Raw genomic sequence first — 4,560 nt, forward strand, 5'->3', positions numbered from 1 at the left:
AGGGCTTTGGCGGCGATAGGAACACGACTGAATATTAACTTTAGCCATTATGCTGCTTAATTTTGATTAGTTACTTAACAAAATAATTCAGATTCTTTTGTAGCGGAAACTCATAGCGAAATCCCAAACCATCATTATAAAGGCGGAAACGGATAATAATACTGCGCTCCTGTGCCTTTTGATTCAAGGTAACAGCCATTTCATTATAATAATTGCGGATTGATTTCACTTCTCCCCACACCGGTTCCCAAGTTTCATCAAAAGTAGAAGTCCGGGTATCGGCCAAAGTAAATCCATTCATTAACCCCGGATCATTCTTCAGTTCCAATCCCAGCCCGGAAGGTTTAATCACTTCCTTTCCTTTATAAGAAAGTTCATACACGGGTTCTCCTTGCGCATTGACGGAGAAATCAAGTTTTAATTGCCCATCGGGAGATGTAATACTTTCGGCTTTCGCTGACGTGCCGACTAAAAAAGCAAGTAGCAGGCAAAGCCACATTGCAGTTCCTGTTTTCATGTTCTTCATGATATAAATACGTTAGTTAGTAATCGTATGGCAAAGATAGACAAGAAACATGACGGCTGTTTTTCTTTATAATCAGAATATAGAGAAAAAGGGTATCCCATACCACATAAAACATTAATTATAAGTAGATTACAAAACACATAAAGAAGAAAAAATATAGTGGCTTTGCCGAATAAAATAGCATGATAACCTTCATATATCGCAGTTTCTTTCTATATTTGCAAGCAAATTATTTATTTCTCTAAAGGTTATACAATCTATTTATGTAAATTATGGCACAACACCTTAAATTTATTATCTTATTCGCATTCTCACTATCCGCCTGCCACATCTCCGCCCAGTCCTTACGGAAATTAATGGAACGCCCGTTCGGAATCATTGAATCAAAATGGGAAACGAACACACAGGGAGACAGGGAGCTTAATTACTACAACGAAGATTATTGCGACTATTATCTGTACCGCATGAACGACCGCTCCTACAATCTGACTCCCGGAAAAAATACAATATTTAAAATAGAAAAGAACGCGTCGTTCGAGAATTCGTTTAAAAGCGCATCAAGTTACAGATACTATCGCGGCAAATTTCCCAAAGACTTCCAAATCGGCACCCCTTACGCCTTACCCGTGAAGGACGGACAAAAGACCGGCTGGCAGACCGACCCGCGCGAACCTGTAAAAACACTCAATTTCCGTATAAAAGAAGGTGATACCATTTATGCGACCCGCAGTGGTGTAGCCTGCACAACAGCCAATCCACGCCAACTGCTAATCTACCATCCCGACCAAACTTTCGCGGCTTATCTGGTGATGAGCGAGAATTTCATTCAACCGGGCGAGGAAGTACAAGTAGGACAAGCCATAGGAAAAGCAGGGCCTTTGAGAGTCTCCATCTCCTTCTTCTTTTTGGACGAGAATAAATTCAAAGGCGGAGAATCTTCGGGTTACCCTTACTCCCACTTCATACCCGTGTTCCGTACAACCCAAGGAGACGTTAAGCTCAAAGAGAAAACAATCTACCAGGCAGTCATTGACGATGAACTAATCACGCAAGATATGAGCAAACGCGACAAAAAGAAATATATGAAACATAAGAATCAGAAATAACAGTAACATCATTATGCGTGCACCTTTTCTTCTCTTTTCGCTTTTCATCTTTTGCGGTCTGCTCAATGCGCAGACTGTAAAAATAGAATATGCCGGCGACCCGCTTCCCGACAAAGACCGACGAAATATCGAGGAATTTATCAGTTATGAAGTCAATTTCTATACTCAATTCGGACTGCCCGATACACTTACCCTTCAACTGCATGTATTTGAGGATAGAAAAAAGGCAATGGAATATCTTGAAAGCGTAGACATACACCTGCCCCTGCTATTCAAAGCGAGCGGCATATATTCACCGAAGTTACAAAAAGCAATCATATTGGGACGGGAGAAAGGACAGGAAAGAAGCCTTGCTATTATTTACCACGAGCTCAGCCACCATTTTGTCCGGCAAATCCTCGGCAAATTCCCGCCTAGCTGGCTTAACGAAGGGTTGTCAGAGTACTTCGAACATTGTAAAGTAACGAAAAAGGGACTCCGCCACACATTTACTGAATATGAGCAAGGAAGAATCCGCACAATGTATATGTTGGGAGAAATCGATCTACTTGCTTTTATGAATAGCGGGCGCGGCAAGTTCATGAAGCGCCAAGCAACTGACGAGCAATATTCATATATTCTTGCACACGCACTTGTCACATTCTGGATAGAAAAAGCTCCCAGAGACACAATGAAGAAGCTCATCGCTTCCCTGCAAAACAAAAACGACTCGTCAACCGTTTCCGAACGGATAGACCGTGTCTATCCCGGTGGTTTCCAGAAGTTCGAAAAAGATTTTGAAGCTGCTTACAAATAATGCAAATGTTAAAATCAAATGAGTAAAGAAATTATCTATATCTTTATCGGCGGCGGAACCGGCAGTGCGTTACGCTATTGTGTCCAGTTGTTTATGCACGAACGGATTGTCCCCTATCATTTCCCGTGGGCAACGTTCACCGTCAATCTTCTCGGCAGTTTTCTTATCGGTCTGTTTTATGCACTTTCAGAACGTTTCCATCTTCCTTTCGAAGTCCGCCTGTTTCTAGCTACGGGGGTATGTGGCGGATTCACCACCTTCTCCACTTTTTCCAATGATGGCATAGGGTTGCTGAAAGGAGAATTCTACGGGACATTCATCCTCTATACCTTATTAAGTATAGGCATAGGACTGGTTGCCGCACTGGCCGGCGGATATGTGGGAAAGGCATGATAAAAAGAAATTCAGCAAAACCCGTCCGCGTAGTTCCTCCCATGATGGAAGAACAGGAAACCAGTACAAGCACTTTAAAGGAATGGCTCGACAAGGAAGAAACAGTCTCACATCTCTTATTCTGTAAAGGAAGAGAGGAAGGCATCGACCAATCTTATAAGAGCCTCAAGAACTGTACCTTCCGGCATCAGACATTCTGTGAATGCAGGTTTCTTTCTTCCCAACTAACCGATGTGCGGTTTGAAAACTGCGATTTATCAAACATTTCTTTTGCCGAAAGCTCCCTCTACCGAGTAGAATTCATTTCCTGCAAACTATTGGGTACCAATTTATCTGAAACAACGATGAATCATGTCTTGCTGCACGAATGCAATGCCGGCTACATCAACCTCGCCATGAGTAAAATGAATCAGGTACGTTTCGCACACAGCCAGTTCCGCAACGGGACTCTGAACGACTGTCGTTTTACATCTGTCGCTTTTGACGGTTGCGACCTTGTAGAGGCCGATTTCTCACATGCTTCGCTTCGCGGAATAGACTTGCGCACTTCCCGAATCAGCGGAATCACGCTTAATATCAGCGACCTGAAAGGAGCCATCATCACCTCTTTGCAGGCAATGGATTTGCTCCCGCTACTAGGCGTTGTCATCGAAGATTAAAAAGCCGTTCAAGAGAATCCGCACTTTGCCATGATTCACAAGTGCGTCTCAAAGAAAAAAGCCAAAAGATATCATAGTAGCCACATTCCATTCATTCCCGATATAAAACACATCAACAGAGGGAGTAAGTGTCCACCGTTTGAAACGCGTGTCCATTCCTAATCCGATAGCAGCAGCTATCCCCTTTTTCTTTATATCGCATCCAAGTGTGACATGCCCGTCTTCACTGCCGGTTATCTGGTAATCATCAAAACGAGAAGACCTGACACCATAGCCGACAAGCCCTTTGATGTATATATCAAATGTCTGATTCTCATTCTGAAATATCTCATAACCAAGACCAACAACTCCCAATAGTGTGTTTCGCTCATCATCAATGTCGAACGGATTTCCTTTTTGCAGTACACTCTTACTTCCCTCATGCGTCCCCCAATGTCCCATAAGTTCACAAAAAAGCTGCCCTGACATATAGAAACGGGCACGTACGTCAAGTGCAAATCCATTGGAAGAATAAGCGTCCGACATCCATTCATAGCCAAATCCTATACTATAAAGTGCTGCCCCGTCTTTGAGATTACTTTCCTGAGCCGAAATATTATGGCATAAGCATGGTGAGAAAAGTGTTGCAACAATCAAGAAGAAACACCCGAAATGGGATTGCCTCTTACATTCATGTTTAATACAAAACGGCACGACAAACTCCCTATTCTTTCTACGGTTCAAAAAGAAAGTCATTTACCTACAGGATTATATTGTTCGGTGATAGCGGTAAAATCAAATGCGTCAATCTCCTTCTTCGCTATTTTCTCACACAATACAGGATCATCAGCAAGATATGCCTGCCACTGTTTGCGCATATACGACCGGCTGGAGATGCTTCTTCCGATAAGTATCGGACAATCATCGCTCTGACGCTGAATACAATATTGTATTCCCTCGTCTCTACTGTAAGTGATAATTAAAGCTCCGTCTTTAGCGAGGCTGTAAGTGTGTCCGTACGCAGTTGGGGCTGACTAAAAAGCCCCCCTCATCTTTTTCCTCAATTTAAATAATAGTCCACACAATAAAAAGTCTCCCTTT

6 protein-coding genes and 1 pseudogene are annotated in these 4,560 nt (G+C 42.7%); 4 read left to right on the top strand and 3 right to left on the bottom strand.

All coding sequences use genetic code 11. The annotated features are described in order from the left end of the window. Positions 1-76 precede the first annotated feature (76 nt). Positions 77-526, bottom strand: a pseudogene (locus NSB03_RS19965) (glycoside hydrolase family 97 N-terminal domain-containing protein); the annotation flags it as partial. 272 nt (positions 527-798) lie between these two features. On the opposite strand from NSB03_RS19965, the gene NSB03_RS19970 reads away from it, so the two are divergent. From NSB03_RS19970 to NSB03_RS19985, 4 genes are read left to right on the top strand one after another with little or no spacing between them, the layout of a single operon-like run. Next, a complete protein-coding gene (locus NSB03_RS19970) occupies positions 799-1,632 on the top strand; it encodes a M23 family metallopeptidase (RefSeq protein ID WP_024988813.1) in 834 nt (277 codons plus the stop codon). Positions 1,633-1,645: 13 nt separating this feature from the next. Beyond that, entirely contained in the window at positions 1,646-2,428 is a 783-nt protein-coding gene (locus tag NSB03_RS19975; RefSeq protein ID WP_024988812.1) for a hypothetical protein, read from the top strand. 18 nt (positions 2,429-2,446) lie between these two features. Then, the gene (gene crcB / locus NSB03_RS19980) at positions 2,447-2,821 is read left to right on the top strand and encodes a fluoride efflux transporter CrcB (RefSeq protein ID WP_024988811.1); all 375 of its coding nucleotides are present in this window, start codon (positions 2,447-2,449) and stop codon (positions 2,819-2,821) included. Next, entirely contained in the window at positions 2,818-3,480 is a 663-nt protein-coding gene (locus NSB03_RS19985; protein WP_024988810.1) for a pentapeptide repeat-containing protein, read from the top strand. The genes crcB and NSB03_RS19985 overlap by 4 nt, the downstream gene beginning before the upstream one ends. 48 nt (positions 3,481-3,528) lie before the next feature. Here the strand turns inward: NSB03_RS19985 and NSB03_RS19990 are convergent, their stop codons facing one another. Both NSB03_RS19990 and NSB03_RS19995 read right to left on the bottom strand, forming a co-directional pair. Continuing rightward, positions 3,529-4,203 (bottom strand): hypothetical protein, encoded by a 675-nt coding sequence (locus tag NSB03_RS19990; protein WP_128824534.1) that lies wholly within the window; start codon positions 4,201-4,203, stop codon positions 3,529-3,531. Between the two features lie 8 nt (positions 4,204-4,211). Continuing rightward, on the bottom strand, positions 4,212-4,337 hold the full coding sequence (locus NSB03_RS19995) for a hypothetical protein (RefSeq protein ID WP_257466609.1): 126 nt from the start codon (positions 4,335-4,337) through the stop codon (positions 4,212-4,214). Positions 4,338-4,560 lie beyond the last annotated feature (223 nt).

This window comes from Bacteroides acidifaciens, from assembly GCF_024623065.1.
GTDB classification, from domain to species: Bacteria; Bacteroidota; Bacteroidia; order Bacteroidales; family Bacteroidaceae; genus Bacteroides; species Bacteroides acidifaciens.

Excerpts from the sequence above, each read along its gene's own strand:
- NSB03_RS19970 (WP_024988813.1), top strand. The coding sequence starts at position 799 with ATGGCACAACACCTTAAATTTATTATCTTATTCGCATTCTCACTATCC.
- NSB03_RS19975 (WP_024988812.1), top strand. The coding sequence starts at position 1,646 with ATGCGTGCACCTTTTCTTCTCTTTTCGCTTTTCATCTTTTGCGGTCTG.
- crcB (WP_024988811.1), top strand. The coding sequence starts at position 2,447 with ATGAGTAAAGAAATTATCTATATCTTTATCGGCGGCGGAACCGGCAGT.
- NSB03_RS19985 (WP_024988810.1), top strand. The coding sequence starts at position 2,818 with ATGATAAAAAGAAATTCAGCAAAACCCGTCCGCGTAGTTCCTCCCATG.
- NSB03_RS19995 (WP_257466609.1), bottom strand. The coding sequence starts at position 4,337 with ATGCGCAAACAGTGGCAGGCATATCTTGCTGATGATCCTGTATTGTGT.